At 42.9% G+C, this 15,361-nt stretch carries 14 protein-coding genes; 12 read left to right on the top strand and 2 right to left on the bottom strand.

Translation table 11 applies throughout. The features are described 5' to 3' along the window. Window positions 1-62 precede the first annotated feature (62 nt). The gene (locus tag WC222_07950; protein MFA6916316.1) at window positions 63-845 is read left to right on the top strand and encodes a hypothetical protein; all 783 of its coding nucleotides are present in this window, start codon (window positions 63-65) and stop codon (window positions 843-845) included. Then, complete coding sequence (locus tag WC222_07945) at window positions 802-3,564, top strand: carboxypeptidase-like regulatory domain-containing protein (GenBank protein MFA6916315.1); 2,763 nt, start codon at window positions 802-804, stop codon at window positions 3,562-3,564. The genes WC222_07950 and WC222_07945 overlap by 44 nt, the downstream gene beginning before the upstream one ends. Before the next feature lie 20 nt (window positions 3,565-3,584). On the opposite strand, the gene WC222_07940 is transcribed toward WC222_07945, so the two are convergent. Continuing rightward, window positions 3,585-4,022, bottom strand: coding sequence for a hypothetical protein (locus WC222_07940; protein ID MFA6916314.1), 438 nt, complete (start codon window positions 4,020-4,022; stop codon window positions 3,585-3,587). A gap of 23 nt (window positions 4,023-4,045) precedes the next feature. Here WC222_07940 and WC222_07935 point away from each other — a divergent pair, with 23 nt between their 5' ends. Further along, window positions 4,046-4,456 (top strand): hypothetical protein, encoded by a 411-nt coding sequence (locus WC222_07935; GenBank protein ID MFA6916313.1) that lies wholly within the window; start codon window positions 4,046-4,048, stop codon window positions 4,454-4,456. A 37-nt stretch (window positions 4,457-4,493) separates the two neighbouring features. On the opposite strand, the gene WC222_07930 is transcribed toward WC222_07935, so the two are convergent. Beyond that, window positions 4,494-4,955: a hypothetical protein gene (locus WC222_07930; GenBank protein MFA6916312.1), complete on the bottom strand. Its 462-nt coding sequence runs from the start codon at window positions 4,953-4,955 to the stop codon at window positions 4,494-4,496. A gap of 126 nt (window positions 4,956-5,081) precedes the next feature. On the opposite strand from WC222_07930, the gene WC222_07925 reads away from it, so the two are divergent. Genes WC222_07925 through WC222_07885 form a run of 9 tightly spaced genes read left to right on the top strand, consistent with a single transcriptional unit; the run spans window position 5,082 to window position 15,325 of the window. Continuing rightward, entirely contained in the window at window positions 5,082-5,522 is a 441-nt protein-coding gene (locus WC222_07925; protein MFA6916311.1) for a hypothetical protein, read from the top strand. After that, the gene (locus WC222_07920; protein ID MFA6916310.1) at window positions 5,512-6,099 is read left to right on the top strand and encodes an exosortase-associated EpsI family protein; all 588 of its coding nucleotides are present in this window, start codon (window positions 5,512-5,514) and stop codon (window positions 6,097-6,099) included. Before WC222_07925 ends, WC222_07920 begins: the two co-directional genes overlap by 11 nt. Further along, entirely contained in the window at window positions 6,096-7,055 is a 960-nt protein-coding gene (locus tag WC222_07915; GenBank protein ID MFA6916309.1) for a glycosyltransferase family 2 protein, read from the top strand. Before WC222_07920 ends, WC222_07915 begins: the two co-directional genes overlap by 4 nt. 32 nt (window positions 7,056-7,087) lie before the next feature. Further along, on the top strand, window positions 7,088-8,338 hold the full coding sequence (locus tag WC222_07910) for a glycosyltransferase family 4 protein (protein ID MFA6916308.1): 1,251 nt from the start codon (window positions 7,088-7,090) through the stop codon (window positions 8,336-8,338). Further along, window positions 8,326-9,771: an O-antigen ligase family protein gene (locus tag WC222_07905; GenBank protein MFA6916307.1), complete on the top strand. Its 1,446-nt coding sequence runs from the start codon at window positions 8,326-8,328 to the stop codon at window positions 9,769-9,771. The genes WC222_07910 and WC222_07905 overlap by 13 nt, the downstream gene beginning before the upstream one ends. Next, window positions 9,758-10,975, top strand: coding sequence for a glycosyltransferase family 4 protein (locus WC222_07900; protein ID MFA6916306.1), 1,218 nt, complete (start codon window positions 9,758-9,760; stop codon window positions 10,973-10,975). The genes WC222_07905 and WC222_07900 overlap by 14 nt, the downstream gene beginning before the upstream one ends. A gap of 28 nt (window positions 10,976-11,003) precedes the next feature. Further along, window positions 11,004-13,187 (top strand): hypothetical protein, encoded by a 2,184-nt coding sequence (locus tag WC222_07895; GenBank protein ID MFA6916305.1) that lies wholly within the window; start codon window positions 11,004-11,006, stop codon window positions 13,185-13,187. An 11-nt stretch (window positions 13,188-13,198) separates the two neighbouring features. Then, window positions 13,199-14,323, top strand: coding sequence for a glycosyltransferase family 2 protein (locus WC222_07890; protein ID MFA6916304.1), 1,125 nt, complete (start codon window positions 13,199-13,201; stop codon window positions 14,321-14,323). Between the two features lie 54 nt (window positions 14,324-14,377). Continuing rightward, window positions 14,378-15,325: a glycosyltransferase family 2 protein gene (locus WC222_07885; protein MFA6916303.1), complete on the top strand. Its 948-nt coding sequence runs from the start codon at window positions 14,378-14,380 to the stop codon at window positions 15,323-15,325. Window positions 15,326-15,361: the final 36 nt, after the last annotated feature.

Genomic DNA, 15,361 nt, shown 5'->3' with positions numbered 1-15,361 from the left:
GAAATGCTTGCAAATATCGTGAGAAGAAACTATGAAATAAATTCGTTTAATTAAGGTGTGACGTGGCGCTAAGAATTAAGTTTCTACTTATTTTCCTACTAACTATTTCGAACATTGAAGCTGTGGTATTTAATGGCGATCTTACCAAAATTCTTGTTGCAAAACCGGGTGAGATCTTCAATGTAAAATTAACGATGACAAATAATAAGGATGTCCCCGAAGAAGTTCACATCAACCAAGCTGACTATAAATATAATTCTAACGGTGAGAATTTCTTTGAAGAGCCTAATACTCTAGAACGTTCGAATGCTAAATGGTTAGAACTCCACCAGCAAAGCGTAAGAATTGAGCCAGGGCAAACTAAGGATGTTTATTACACAGTACGTGTTCCGAATAATCCTCAGCTTAAGGGTTCATACTCTAGCGCGATACTTATCGAACCGACAGAACCTGTGACAACCTTACAAGCTGAAAACGCCGTTTCCATTCAAATTAAAGTACGTTACGCCCACCAGATCATCGTAAATGTAGGCGCTTTAGAAAAGTCTTTAAAATTATTAGACTCGAATCTATTAAAGACTGATACCGGCCATACGTTAAACATGGATGTTGAAAATAATGGGAACTGCCATCTTTATCCTCATCCTACTCTAAAACTATACGATCTCAAGGGACAATTAGTAAAAACAATGCAGGCCGCTCCACAAAATATTCTTCCCTATAATTCAGTGCGGTTTTCCCTTCCCCTAGAAGAGATATCTGAAGGGGAATACTACGGGTTACTACTACTAGATGTTGGGAATGGTAAATTATTTGCAGAAAGGCTGTCTCTATCCATTCATTAAATATGGATTGATAGGAATAGCGATACTACAATTTTCATTAGCGTACGCTGCTGAGTGTACTCTGATCACTCCCCCATCCCTAGAAGTTACGCCCGGAGAAGCTGCTGTTATTATCATTAATATCAGCAATCCGGGAAAAAAAGATGTACTGATACCTTTCGACCTGCAATTACCTCCTGAATGCGAATCTTTAGTGGAATGTGATAAGCTCATTCCACTCTCTCCTGATAGTTCGCATATGCTTCTTGTTCCCATATCTGTCGCTAAAGGATCGCTTCCTGGTTTGCATGAAGTCGTTTTCTCTATCGACTCCAAACCATATTCGGTTATTTTGGATGTCCAAGGGCAAAGAGAGCTGTCTTTTGAAGTGGAGAAGACGCCCTCGTTAGTAGCTGAAGGACAGCGCTTTCCCATTACCTTAAGCACCCATAACGCAGGTAATATCACGGTACCTATCAGGATTAAAACCATCATCGATAATGATGCTTGGGCTGTTCTCGATTGTGAAGAATATGATCTTGTTCCCGGTGAAAATACTATTTTTTACGGACAAGTCGGGGTCCTCCCCACGACTTGCAGAGCAAAAAGCAGAGTACTGCAGATCATTGTTTTGGATGCTTGCACAGATGAAGAATTGTATTCATATTGTTCAGTGGTAGATGTGCTGCCCTGTGGCATGGATAGCATTCCTGACCCCTGGGTAAACGTATCAGGCTTTTTCAGAATGTTCGCGACAGGCCAGGAAGGGGAGTTGGTCGTTGGCACTGAGTTATATGGAAGAGGGTTTATCGATGAGGATCAACTGAGGGAGATAGACTACGAATTCCTTATTCCCAGCGAGGCCCACACCACACTCTACAATCAATATCAACGCTTATTTGTGGGTATTATAGATCCGCAGTTCGAGTTCGTCTTGGGTGATACCAACTACTATCTGACTCCATTGACAGAAAGATGGGGTTATGGTCGTGGAATAGGCATTGACTTTACTTTTGACCGTCTGTCCTACGGTAGCTTCTATCGGCAGAATAGGCAAAATCATAACTGCCAGTTTGAGGAAGGGGCCGCATACCTACAATATGCATACTCGCCTTTTGGAAATATCTCCTTAAATTATATCAGACGTTCGCAAGTGGATACTCCCCAAGGAAATATTGTCAGTATCCGCTGCGAAGAGGCGCCTGCTCCGGGCCGTTTTTTCGGTTTGGAGTTTGCTTATGATACAAGTACAAAGAAACATCAAGGGGATAGAAAAGGCTTCGATATTGATTTTAAAAATACTTTTGGTAGGGATTCCTCTTGCTATTTCACACGTACCTATGCTGGCAAAGGATTTTATGGCTATTACAATGATGCCGACTATTATTCTGCAGGGGTGGACCTTGGGTTATCAGCGGTTACAAGACTTTTAGTCACCACTAATCGTGTATGTCAGAATTTAAACCATTGCGATACAACAGCACCCCGCTGGCGTGATTACACGGCTAAGCTATCGTACTGGTATGATGCGTGTTCGCAAATTACCCTCGTGGGGAATTTGCTTACCGGAAGGGATGCTTACGATCCTTGTAACTTCGATTTCAGTCAGGCTTGGGGTGGTATCCAATATTCATTCAATACCGGCAGGTACGCACTATTTTGTATCTCAGAGGTGGGGGGACAAAAAAATCATGTGACCGACACTTTTTGCAAACCATTGCAAAGGTATAATTTCGATTTCAACATGACAGTAGATCCTGTCCGTTCTTTTACTTTGCATTATGAATGCGGAAATACAAATCCTTATGATGCCCGTCAGTGGCGTTATGCGGCGGGGGGTGCCTTCCTTTGGCGGTACCAATATCTGTCCTATGCAGAGATCTATGCAAGAGCAATTAACGACAGATTCTATGGCGACAAATTGAATGGGAAATGTTATGACGGAAGGTATGTGCATGCCATGGGACGTGTTTCACATACTTTGAGCAACCTGCACAACATTGGCGTGCGCCTAGACTGTTTTTTTAGCAGGCATCAAGACAGTAGGGATGAATATAAATTTATTGCCTCCTATACCATCCCTACAAAAACACCTGTCAAATGGCGTACTGATTTCGGTTCCATTGAAGGTACTGTTTACGACCAAATGACTAATGAACCTGTATCCAATGCAGTTGTATCTCTGGGGGATGACGCTCGTTTAACGGACGAATGTGGAAATTTCAGGTTTTCCAATCTTTGCCCCGGCATACATACACTTTCTACCAGCATGTTGCCTGCTAGAATGCTCCAAACCAATCCTTGTGATATACCTGTTAATGTTATGGGTGGCAGAACAGTATGCAATGATATCACTACTACCTATGCAGGGCAAGTGGAAGGAGATATCAAAATGTATAACTATGAGGAGAACCTTAATCTGAATCCTTCTACACAAAGGCATTCGCCTGGCGTGTGGTTGAGCTTGGTTGAAGCTAAAGGTCTTTCAAATACGCGTATCATCCTTTCAAGGAATGGAACGGGTGAAATCCTCTCAACCACTACAAATTGTTTAGGACATTTTAAATTCGACAATCTGCACCCTGGTTTATGGACTATGAAAATAATGTCTAATGAGGTGCCTTTAGATCATTACATGGAAAACGACACTTTGGAAATAGTTGTTCAAAGAATGGTCTCAGAAAAAATCGAAATAAAAGTCCTGCCAAGACCTAAAGAAATCCTACCTATGGTCCTTTAAGCCAAAATACATAAACCACGCTACAGAAGTGTATATGTTACCGTAACCACACTGTTTGTAACAGGTGACGCCTGTACTGTGGCGGTCATGGTGTAAGTAATTTGAAGTCCGCTTTGTAAGGTCAATAGGATCATCCCGGTAATTAGATCTGCAGGAGTGGTAGACATGGTCACACTGCCTTGAGAGGTTCCTATCAAAGGAGCTTGAAGTTCGATGGCCAGGGTCATGCCTGTGGGCATGTTGGTATTCAATTGTCCGGTGATTTTACGCGCGAGGGATAAGGTAGAAGCGCTATATGTCGTTGAAGTATCCACAAGATTAGCAGGCTGGCTGCCTGCCGCCGGCACAGCAAAAACAAAGGTCCCGGGATTTCCCGAAACAGCAATGCTATCTAGGAGGCCTTCAAGAGCTGAAAAGATGCTCAGGATATTTAGTAATAAGAAAAAACGGAAAAGCATGTTAGGGACCTAGAGTATAAGTGATGATCCGTGAAGTTGAAGCTGCAGGGGCTGCGCTGACAGTAGCTGTCAGCGTGTATGTTACGGACAAGGCAGAGGCTGTGAGTTTGGTAATTCCTGTTACCAAATCGGAATCGGTAGTCGATAGCGGCACGGTTCCTGAACTGGTGGCTCCTGAGGGGGCTCCCAAATTAACACTCATGGTAAGTCCCGTGGGCATTGCGGAGTTCAATTTCGCAGTGACCTTGGCCGCTGTGGTATTGGTCGATAGGGTCCACGTTGTAGAGTTATTTGTTGCATTAGTCGTAGGGACACCCGGTGTAAATGAACTAATTGTAAATGTGGCCGGGTTCCCGGAAAAAGTAATCTCATTGATGGTAGGGACTGTAAAAGTCACATTTGCTGTTGCAGAGACTGACCATAGCTTTGTTTGAACTAGCAATACCAGGGCCAAGAACCTAAGAACGAACATTAATCACCAATAGTATATGTCAGAGTACGCGTTGCACTTGGGGCTGTTGCAGCTGCTACTGTGGCTGCTAAACTGTAGCTTACTGTTAATCCGGTTTGGTTTGCATTAGAAATTCCCGTGACTAAATCCACGGATGTCGTTGAAAGTGTTTGGGCGCCTGCGGAGGTGGCTCCTGTCGGAGCTTGTAAATTCACCTGTAAAGTCAGTCCGGTAGGCATGTTAGTATTTAAGGCAGCAAAAATTCGCTGGTTAGATTCATTCGTAACTACCGAGTATGTTGTGGAGGTGTCTACTGCTGGAGCGCCTCCAGGTGATACTGTAAAAGTGCCCGGATTGCCCGAAAATGTAATATCCCTAACAGACTGCACAATAAAAGTGATGGTGACGATTGCTGTGGATGCAGCAGAAAGGCCAGTAAAGGCGAAAATAAGACCTAAGTAAAGCCAAGGTAATTTACGCATACAAATGTTCCGGTTAGGGTTATTCGATTCTAAATTTAAGTGTAATTTTTTTTATATAATTAACATATTATTTTATATAGAGTGAATTAATATTTTTTGAAGATTCCACAAAAAAAAATTGGGGATATGGGTCACCGTAATCTTAACTTACTGCATTTAAGTATTATAACTTTCTGTCTCTGGGAATCATTGTCCCTTTTTGAAGCATGGTTTGTTTCGCCTTACGATGCATTCAACTGGATTCCGTTTATCCTATGGTTATTACCGCTATATGCTTTGCGGTTACCAACGAGCTGGGTAGCATCTGAACTTGCTTTGGTGATGGTCATTGCAGGTATTTTAACAGCGGTGAATACTCTAACTTACATAGGGTTTGCATTTTCCATTGCTGCTTGGATTCCTTGGAGTAAAGAGTCGCCCCTCTGGATTTCCAGCTCGATTCTTTGGATGCCTATTTTCTCATATCTTATGGTGGAATGGCCATTCGGAATTGCCATTTCTTGCAAAGTTCTAGGAGTGTCTCTAGCTACTTTATTAAAAATAAGGAGCCTAAGAAATGAAGTCTAGCGGCAAAACATTGCTGTATATCACCTTGGCTCTTGCAATATGCATTGCCTTGCTCTGGCAATTCATGCCGCTTCAAAGCGCTGCCGCAAGGATAAGCAAGTTACCTCTTTATGGGCCTGCTTATCTGGGTGAAAATGTACCGCTATCTGCTTTCGAAGCTAAGATCTTTGGGGGTGTCGACTTGCTGAAGCGAGTATACACAGTAGCGGATGTCCCTTATTTCATTACGGTCATTGACGGAACACGTAATAGACATGTTGTGCATGATCCCTACTATTGCTTCCATGGCGGGGGTTGGGATGTCATAAAGGATGAGCCCTTTCCTATTGCTAATGGAGATGCTCGTTTGGTTTCTTTAAAAAAAGGGGATCAAACTCAAGAAGCATTATACTGGTTTTCTGACGGTAAACATAGTTTTGGTTCTACTTATCGCTATTGGTGGGAAGCTACAAAGCGGCGCCTTACTTTTGGACACTCTGGAGAAGAACCTGTGCTTATTGTGGTACAACCTATAGAAAAAAAATATTTGCCCTGGAATAAACTTCAAGAACTTTTCCCCTCACTGTTTCAACTATGAAAGAATTAAGCATTGTTATTATTGGCAGAAATGAAGCCGACAGATTAGAAAATTGTTTTAAATCTGTAATCCCTTTGGAGGCTGGTGAATGCATTTATGTAGATTCCGACTCAAAAGATAATAGCGTAGAAATCGCTAAGAAAGCCGGGGCAAAAGTCATTGCTGTGCCCGGTCCTAAATTTTCTGCGGCAATAGCGCGTAATATAGGTTGGAAAGCTGCAAAAGGAGAGTGGATCCTCTTCGTCGATGGAGATTCTGAAATAGTGCCGGAGACGGTTCTTAGTAGTATAGATATTCTCAAAGCAGAAGAAAAAATTGCTATAGTGTACGGAGAAACAAGGGAAAGATATCCCGATCGTTCATACTATCAAGGTGTAGCAGATTTAGATAATGCACAGAATATCAAGGGGATAGAGTATTGTGGAGGAAATGCGCTGATAAGAAAAACCGCATTGCAAACTGTCAGCGGCTACGATGAGTATCTTTATGCCGGGGAAGAGCCTGAAATGTGTCAGCGAATGGTAATGAAGGAATGGAAAATAAGGAAACTTCCGGAAGTTATGGCTTGGCATGATTTGGAAATGGATTCTTTCAAGCAATATTGGTTAAGGAATGTACGGACAGGTATGGCCTATGCCGCAGTGGCAGCACGCTCTAAGGAACTCGGAACAGACCTATGGACAAGGACTGCACTGAAAAACATTATCAAGGCTGCGATTTTCGTAACTGCAACTCTAATTATTTTTATAAGCCGCTCTCCCTTCTGGTTAATCCTTTGGCTTCTCTGCATTATCGCGTTAGTATCACGAACATCCCTTAGGGCTTTATCCCAAGGAGCTTCATTAAAAAATAGCATTCTTTATGGTATCCATAGCCATTTTATACATCTGCCAATGGCATACGGGCAGATGAAGTATTACTGGAAGTCACTGCAAGAACCCATTGAGTACAAATGATACAGAAGGTAGGAGGCGATACTTCAAGGAGGTTGAAGGTTTTATTAATCATTGAACAATGCCATCCTGAAATGTCCTCTGTCCCTTTTTTAGGTTATAAATTATACCGGGCGCTAGGCGCTGTTGCCGATGTCACGCTCGCAACACACGGTAGAAATAAAGAAGCCTTGCTTAAACTGCACCCTGATGCAGATATCGTATTTTTCCCTGAAAGCAGGGCTTCTACCTATTATTACCGGTTTTTGGAGTCTTTCCTTACAAGGGGCGCCACACGCTGGCCGTTATTCCATACACTGCTTTATCCTATTTATGCTGAGTTCAACCACGCTGTGTATAAACATTTTTCAGAGTCAGTGGCGAGGGGTAATTTTGATCTAGTGCATGCCTTCACACCGATTATTCCACGCTATCCAGTGAAAATTGCTTCCGTGTGTAAATCCACCCCTTTTTTCCTGGGCCCGGTGAACGGGGGAATTCCTTTTCCCCCAGGCTTTTCTGAAGTAGCAAAGAAAGAACATCAAGGTTTTCAGGCATTGAAACGGTTTGCCAAATATCTTCCGGGATACAAAACAACCTACCATAATTCCAAAGTGGTATGGGTTGGTTCAGATTATACGTTGCAAGCACTTAAAGTCATTTTCCCTGAAAGCAATCTAGTGAAACTCTCAGAAAATGGAGTCGATGATGAATACTTCTCTCTTAGACGAGAGGCAAAGAACGGTTGCCGCGCCTTATTTGTGGGGCGTTTGGAGCCTGTTAAATGCGTAGATATACTTATCAATGCCCTTCAGCTAATGCCGGAGAAAATTTGTCTGACAATTGTGGGGGATGGATCGGAAAGGAAACAACTAGAGGCTCTCGTCCATAAGTTGCACTTAGAAGACTTTGTACAATTTACAGGCTGGGTTCCCCACAATCAGTTGTTGCCGCACTATGAAAGTGCGGACATATTCTGTTTCCCTTCTGTCAAGGATTTTGGAGGTGCGGTCATCCTAGAAGCTATGGCTGCAGGGTTGCCTATTGTAGGTGTGAACTACGGGGGTGTAGGGGAATATGCCGATTCTTCGTGCGGAATCCTTTTATCGGCGACTGATCCCCAAACGTTAGCGGCTGATTTCAGTTCTGCTATGGAAGAATTAACTTTCAATCCTTCTCGAAGGCTAAAAATGGGTGAATGCGCGCGTCAAAGAGCTAAAGCTTTTTCATGGAGTGCTAAAGCGAATGATATCCTAGATACCTATAATGAATTTATAGCAAAGGAAGGGCACTCATGTTCTTCCTGATATTCCTTCCGGCACTCATCGCTATTATAGTTTTATGCGTTAAAGGGGATGAAAGCGCCTTCCGCAATGTTTACCTGCCCGTATTGATTCTTGTACCACAGGTTTTTTACAGTGAGATCAGCGGACTTCCAAGTCTCTCTACGGCTTCTGCAGCTATTTTTCCCATTGCTATTTTTTGTGCAGTCAAATACATCCGCTTTTGGAGTTGGTCCTGGATGGACATTTGGATTTTTCTTTTTATTTTCTGCTGCTGTGTTTCGGAGCATTACAATACGGCACATATTGAAGGGAAAGAAAGGCTATCCTTAATTCTTTTGATCGACATGGTCTTTAAAGTAGCTTTTCCCTATCTGTTAGCTAAAGCCTTAATTCATCGCAAAGGTAAAAGCGATCTTTATGCCTCTCGTATCGTTATTTTATTGGTGATATGCGTCATTATCTCCTTATACGAAATGCGCTTTGTCACTAATCCTTTTGTCGCTGTAATGAAGCCCTTCTTTCCGGGTCAAGGAGAAGATTGGCCCACACTATATCGTTATGGCTTGGTGCGTATCGGCGGACCTTTTGTACAAACTATTCTTTTTGGAATTGCACTTTCTATTGGATTTATCCTCAACTATTGGCTAACACGGACCGGACAATGGGGCCATTCGCACCGCGCCATCCCTAAAACGCTTTTCCACCGCTGGATAAAAAGTTTAAACTTTCTTTTTAGCTTTGCGTGGCTTGTGCCAAGAAGCAGTTACAAGGAATTAAATGTAGAGACAAGCCCTATTCCAGTTTCAAAAGGATGGTTTTTTGCCGGCATCATCCTCTTAGGATTACTGATGACTATCTCCCGCGGCCCCCTCGTGGGGGCTGCTTCAGGAATATTATTTGCAACAGCAGGATATTCCCGTCGTCATACGTGGGCTCTAGGTTGGAGGCTTATAACCTTTTTCTTAGCTCTGATATTTGGATACATAGTTTATAGGTATTATGCCGAGGTTTCGGCCACACTCTCGCCTGACATGACGGCGACCGCTGCTTACAGGGCTAAGTTATTTGAAAGTTATTACCAGGCTATAGAGCAAAAACCATTTCTTGGTTGGGGATATACTACCTGGCCGCACGATGCAGCATTGCAATCTGTGGATAATGAATATCTTTTTCTAATATTAAAACATGGTTTATTAGGATTAGCTTCATTCCTATTTGTCATTTTTTGGATTTGCGTCCGTTTAGCTAGACAAGGATTGCGCTTTGATGATGAGCTAAGAATAGAAGAATCCCTGTGCTATACATTACTAGGATGTATTGTGGCTATTGCAGTTTCAATTATTACCGTCTTTTTAGGTTTACAAATTCAACCTTTGTTTTTCCTACTCATGGGATGGGCGGAAGGTTTTATGGTTGTAAATAGACCTAGTAGGAGATTACGTGTCAGATTCTAATACTATCATTTACGTTATAAGTTGTTATCCTGCCGTATCCCATACCTTTATACAGCAAGAAATTGCTTTTCTACGCCAGGCGGGTAAAAAAGTTGTGGTGGCGTCCATCAATAATTCCAATATCGAAGAGATGGCTAAAAGCATTGAAGTCAGAGAAGAAGAAAAAAATACTTTCTATATCAAAGAAAAGGGTGTCATTACAGCCATTGACGCTCTATTTCAATACCTCATCTTCAATCCTGTACGCTTTTTTCAAGCATTGAGCTTCACATGGAAATATATACGGCAAACACGTCGGAGCATAAAATACTTATTTGGCTATTTTGGTGAAGCCCTGCTATTGGCACGCTGGTTTAGCGCTCAGAATAGCGAGCAAGTACATGCCTATTTCGGGAATGTGGCTGCTACGGTGGCTATGATTGCAAAACGCCTTCAACCCTTTAAGCTTTCCCTTTCGATTCATGGTCCGGATATCTTCTATGATGAGACAATGGAAGGCCTGCCTATCAAGGTTCAAGATGCCGATTGGATTCGGTGCATCAGCTTTTATTCTCAAAGCCAGATATTGAAGCATCTCAAAATCACAGAATGGGAAAAGCTGCATATAGTCCGTATGGGTGTGGACGTGAGCAAAATTACTCCTTTGCCTTCAACCCATGAAAAGAGCAACAACCCAAGAAAACAAATTGTTACCGTAGGTCGATTAGTTCCAGTAAAGGGATTCTCTATCCTAATTCAAGCTATTGCAAACCTTAAGGAACAGGGAAAATTTTTTGAGCTGACTTTGATAGGAAGCGGGCCTGAAAGGGCTGAACTTGAGGAGCTTGCTATGCGCTTAGATGTGGTGGATGAAATACGCTTCAAAGGGCCTTTATCCCATCATGAAACTTTAAAACATATGCAGCATGCAGATTTATTTGTTCTGGCTACGTTTGCCGAAGGCATCCCTATTGTTCTGATGGAGGCTATGGCCATGAAAATTCCTTGCATCAGCACATGGATCAATGGCACGCCGGAACTGATCAGAAATGGGATTGACGGAATCCTTGTAGCCCCCTCAGATGTTATTAGTTTACAGAATGCAATAGCGCATCTCTCCGAGAATGCTGAGCTGCAACAGAAAATTGTTCAATCAGGACGGCAGCGAATAGAGGATGAATATAATTTAGAGAAAAACACAAAAACATTAAGCAGCCTATTTTAATATGCTAAGTTACTGCCAGAGTTTATTTTTGACTTTTCTTCTTTTGTCTTCCCCTTTGTTAGGTCAAACTCAAGAAGATCAGAGCATCCATTATGGAATAGACCCTCTCCCTGTACAAGTCCATCCCTGGAGGGTAGGCATCAATCTGGGTTATTGGTCAACTTCCGGTTCAGGACATTTCATGCGCAATATCCTAAAGAACCCCGGCTTTGAAGGCTATATTGATAGGCGTATTGTCTTTGTATCCCAAAGCAATGCTCAAAGTTTTTCTGACCATAGCGGCTGGGGGCTTCCGGACAACTACTGGAATGGAGCTAAATTTGAAATACGGAGCGGAGACCATATCGGTACCCGTGGAACCATAAAAAAGTATGTACAAGAAGGTTTGGGAGGGGCTCCTCAGTTTTTCGTGGATAATCCTCTCCCTTCTTTAAATGCTAAAGACATGATTGTTGTTACCTTGACGGTAGAGAAAGATCCGGTTCCTATCTGGTGGATACCGGTAGACTCAAAAGATACCATCCATGTAGACAAAAGCACCAAACGTCCAGGGTCCGCAGGTAACCAGTCTTTACGTATGGATCCCCGAGGAAATGATCCAGCGCGCGTTCTATTCTTTTTTGACTCTATGAGCGACAAAGGAGGGAAGTTGCTGCTTGTCAATGGGCGTTGGACTTTTTCCATCTGGGCAAAAGCACAGGATCCTAACGACCATCTTGAGATCAAGTTCTTACGCTTAAATGGAACACAGCCATATCTTGAGGAGAAAATACAGCTTAATACCGAATGGCAGCAATATATAGTCAACTTCAATCCTGTGGATACAGGCCCCCCTACGACGATTATATTAAGCATCAATGCCTATGGGAATACTCCGATCTGGATTGACGACGTTTCCCTTGGTGAGGTACAGCCTGGGAACTCTCCATTTCGAAAAGAAGTCATCGATATCCTTACCCTTTTTCACCCCTCATTCCTTCGGGATAGCGGTCCGTTAGGCGACTCTTTTGAAAATAGGATCGCCCCCTTATCTGCAAGACGTACTTGGATGATGCATATTGCAGGTAGCAATCCCCAGCCATCTTTTAGCTTTTCGATCGAGGATCATCTGTCCCTCTCTAAAGATATAGGGGCAAACCCTTGGATCATCGTTCCAGTCACTTGGAACGACAGCGAATACAAAGCTTTTGGAGAATATCTAGCACAGGCTAATCAGAAGTATAACTTCAGCTCCATCATCATCGAATTCGGCAATGAAAATTGGAACTGGGTTTTCCGTCCCTTAGGTATTCCTTATTACGACGTTCATGGACAAGTATCCGATAGGGCTTTTAGACTCATTGAAGACAGTGCGGGTGCTCAAACTCCGCTTAAAAAGGTTCTGAATGGACAAGACGCCAATCCCTGGGTGTCTGACCAGTACATGCTGAATGCGAAGAATTTCGATATGATGTCTACCGCACCCTATTACTTCTATTACCTTGAACAGGGGATGAACCAAAAGAAAATCTTGGAAGACCTATTCGCCCCTGAATATGGACAAATGACCGGAAACGCAGAAGTCGCCAAAAATCACGGCAAGGAACTGTCCATTTACGAAATAAACATGCATACAACATTGGGTAATCTGCCCGCTAAAGAACGAAACAGCTACGTCTCAGGACAAGCAGCCGGAGCGGCTTTAGCACAGAATATCCTCAATGCCATGCTTTTAGGATACAATCCTATCATGGCTTCCAATTTTGCCCAGTATGGTTATTTTCTGGCCGAAATCCAAGACTATGTAAACCTTTGGGGCCTTATGCGGGATATCATCACAACCAAAAGAATGCGTCCTACAGGAATGGCTGTGATGATGCTTAATTATGTCATTGGGGGTAAAATGTTCCGTACAAATCTTAAAACAATAGACAAGCAGCCGCAGGCCCAGAAAATTGTCATCGGTGCCTTCCAATACGGTACACAATGGACTGCAGCAGCGACCAATGGAAATGATGAGCCGCAAACGGTGACTATAGAATTTCCCTACGATAGTAATACGCTACCTAAATTAGCAATTTGGCTGCAAAGTACCAGCCCGATTTCAACCAATGAGGACGCTCAAGACGTAACCTTTGGGTCCGCTCCTACGCAAATTACGGAAAGGGATGTGACTTTCACCCTCCCTTCCTATGGTTTTGTCATCTTAAGTCCCGGCACCCCTTCACCCTAATGAGCGATCTAATGGGCTGGTTAATCTTTCTAATCCTTCTGCCTACAACAGTAGAACTCCTTATTGTGACTATAGGGGCGCTGCTGCCACGCAGGAATATTGCTCAAAAAGAGCCTCTGGAAGGTAAATGGGTCATTGTTATTCCAGCCCATAATGAAGAAACACAAATTGCACATCTGCTTCATAGCTTAAAGGCTAATGCAATTCAGGCAGAGGTAATCGTTATTGCAGACAATTGCAATGATGCAACAGCAGAGATCTCAAGAAAAATGGGTTATAGAGTGATTGAAAGGATCGATACTCTGAATAGAGGTAAAAATAAGGCTTTGCATTATGCCTTTGATATTCTTCTTAAAGAAGATTTCGATTGGTTTGTTGTGTTAGATGCAGACTGTATTGTGGAACCGAACTTCATAGCCTCCTTACAAGCATATGCGCAAAAAGGTGTATCTGCAATACAGGCCTATTACGGAATGGATAAATCCGCATCTCATTGGCGCCAAAAACTTATGCGGGTGGCTTTCTACTCTATGAACTACCTCAGGCCTAGAGGACGCTCGCGTTTAGGCCTATCCTGCGGCATACTAGGTTTAGGTTTTGCCCTTCATCGCTCTGTCCTGCTGCAAGTGCCTTTTGATACTCATGCTATAGCAGAAGATCTATGGTACCACTGCGCGCTGGTCCAAGCTAAAATACAGGTTTTCTTTTGCGACGAGACAGCCGCTTATGCCTCAGCCCCTATACAAGGAAAAGGTGCAGCGACACAAAGAGCACGGTGGGAAGGGGGACGGCTAAGAGTTGCTAGGGAGCTTTTTCCTAGGTTAGTGGAAGAAACTTTTCATGGAAACTGGCATACTTTAGAACCACTTTTCGAGTTGACATCTCTTCCTTTAGCTTATTATGCGCTTTTGCTTATTCCACTAGCTTTCTTTTGGCCTACCGCGGCAATATTCTCATTTCTACTTTTAGCATTGCACATTTTAACGTCCATCGCATTGAAAGGGCAGCTTTCAGATCTTTGGGTTCTTGCTTCAGCCCCTTTTTATATTCTATGGAAACTCACATTGCTTAAAGATATTTTTAAAGCCGCCAAATCCGATGCGGAATGGGTGCGTACCGATAGGGATAAGAAATAAGTGGATTGAAATAAATAGTAGAAACTGCAATTTTGCAAGAAAATCGAGTTCCCTATGTCTGCCAGATCCGGTACGAACAATATCCCAGTCCTTTCCATTGTCATCATCTCGTTTAATACCAGTAATATCCTTTACCAATGTTTGAAGAGGGTAGCTTCAGAAATTGAAGATCTTTCAGCCGAGGTCATCCTAGTGGATAATGCCTCCACTGACGATAGCGCTGATATGGTTAAAAACGAATTTCCACAATTCACCCTCATACTTTCACCCATAAATTTAGGTTTTGCTGCAGCGAATAATCTGGCATTTCAGCACGCTACAGGTACTTACGTAGTACTTATCAACAGCGACCTTCTTTTGCATAACGGAGTGCTAAAGGAAGCATTAAAGCGCATGGAAAGGGAGAGAGGAGTCGCTGCCGGAGGTATACAGCTGATGAGTGGAGAGGGTAGACCGCAAATTTCCAGCCGCTTTTTTCCCACACCCTGGCGTGACCTAGTCCAGCGTATAGGCTTATTTAAAAATCATTCCTACGAGCAATGTCCTTATCCTGATTGGGTTCCTGGTGCGTTTGTCATAATTCGTAGAAATCTGCTGATGGCGTGCGCCGGATTTGATGAACGCTTTTTCATGTATTTCGAGGAGGTGGATCTTTGCCGCACCCTTAAGGAACAGTATGGCACCATCCGCTATTGGCAGGATCTGACTTCTATTCATTTGGGAAGCGCTTCCCTGCAAGCTATCGAGGGGAAGCATATTACTGCAGCACGACAAGTAGGCCTATGGCGTTTTCAAAGCACATACCTCTATTATAGAAAGCATTATGGAAGGTTAGGAGCTTGGTCTTCATATCTGCTGGAAAATGGATGGCAATATCTGCGGCTTCTGAAAAATTGGACCAACAAACTTAAATATGAGGAGACGATATTACTTCTCAATCTCTATAAAGATGCCTGGAAGTCCACGCATCGCGGGAAGATTTCACCCGAAATTCCTTGGTAATAGTACTTTTATTTTAAGTAATCAGTAGATATATTT

The sequence above is a fragment of the Parachlamydiales bacterium genome (assembly GCA_041671045.1).
Taxonomy (GTDB): domain Bacteria; phylum Chlamydiota; class Chlamydiia; order Chlamydiales; family JABDDJ01; genus JABDDJ01.
This window is presented reverse-complemented; position numbering and strand designations above follow the sequence as displayed.